We start from the raw sequence: 1054 nt of genomic DNA, 5'->3' as shown, positions 1-1054 counted from the left end.
AGCGATGCGGCGCGCACCCGGCTACGCAATCTTTATCTGGGTTTTATCTTCCAGTTTCACCATCTGCTGCCGGCGTTTACGGCACTGGAAAACGTGATGATGCCGGTGTTCGCCGGCAAGGGGGCGGTGAGTACGGACGACAAGGCCAGGGCCGCCATGCTGCTGGCGCGGGTCGGTCTGGCCGAGCACAGCTACAAGATGCCGGTGCAACTATCCGGCGGCCAGCAGCAGCGCGTCGCCATCGTGCGCGCGCTGATGGCGCGCCCGCGGCTGGTGCTGGCCGACGAGCCGACCGGCAACCTCGATACCCAGACCGCCGCCGACGCCTTCGCGCTGATGCGCGAAATCAACCGCGAAGACGGCGTCACCTTCCTCGTCGTCACCCACGACGCGCGGCTGGCCGACACTTGTGACCGGCAGATCCGGCTGGTGGACGGGCGGCTGGTGGATTGATGGTTAGGTGCTGGGGTTGTGGATAGGGTGAGGTGATTGTCTTTTAGCGACGTGGATAAGTGGCTGCAGGCTCAGTCCGATTGTGCAACCCGAGGGAACTTCTAGTTTTGGGTAGCTCCCCTGTGATGCTGAGGTGACTGCGCGCTTGGTGATTACACCGACAGCTTCACCATTTTCATTAAATACCGGACCTCCGCTGGCACCAGAATGCATAGAGTTGTCGATATATATGAAATCGCACTCTATGTGATCTTCGGTCACGCTATTTTCAGCGGTGACCCTTCGCACGTTTCCGATGTGCCCCTGTTTGATTAAAGGCCCTGTCATGTCGGCCATATAGCCTTTCTCCATGGCTTCTAGAAACGCGGGCATACCGCTGATGGTCTTGCTTAGAAGTTTTTCGAATTGGAATGGAAGAACAAGTTCGTCAGAGTACCCCGCGACAAATATGCGTTCGCCAAGCTTCGGCGGGTTAACAAGCGTAGGTAGGTAAGATACAGCTTGAGTAAACGGAAGCTTTGGCAGTAGTAATGCGAGGTCAAGCTGTATCGGCTCGGAGAATGATTGAATTTGAATTGGGATGCCACAAAAGAAGACGGCA

2 protein-coding genes are annotated in these 1054 nt (G+C 56.7%); one reads left to right on the top strand and one right to left on the bottom strand.

Annotated elements, in window-relative coordinates; translation table 11 throughout:
- Positions 1-453, top strand: a 453-nt coding sequence (locus ACRC1E_RS05260; RefSeq protein ID WP_438514059.1) for an ABC transporter ATP-binding protein, incomplete at its 5' end; no start/stop codon positions are given.
- Positions 454-456: 3 nt separating this feature from the next.
- On the opposite strand, the gene ACRC1E_RS05255 is transcribed toward ACRC1E_RS05260, so the two are convergent.
- A partial coding sequence (locus ACRC1E_RS05255; RefSeq protein ID WP_438514058.1) for a S1 family peptidase occupies positions 457-1054 on the bottom strand: 598 nt, incomplete at its 5' end.

Origin of the sequence: Craterilacuibacter sp., from assembly GCF_051659485.1 — a bacterium.
Classification (GTDB): Bacteria; Pseudomonadota; Gammaproteobacteria; order Burkholderiales; family Chromobacteriaceae; genus Craterilacuibacter.
This window is presented reverse-complemented; position numbering and strand designations above follow the sequence as displayed.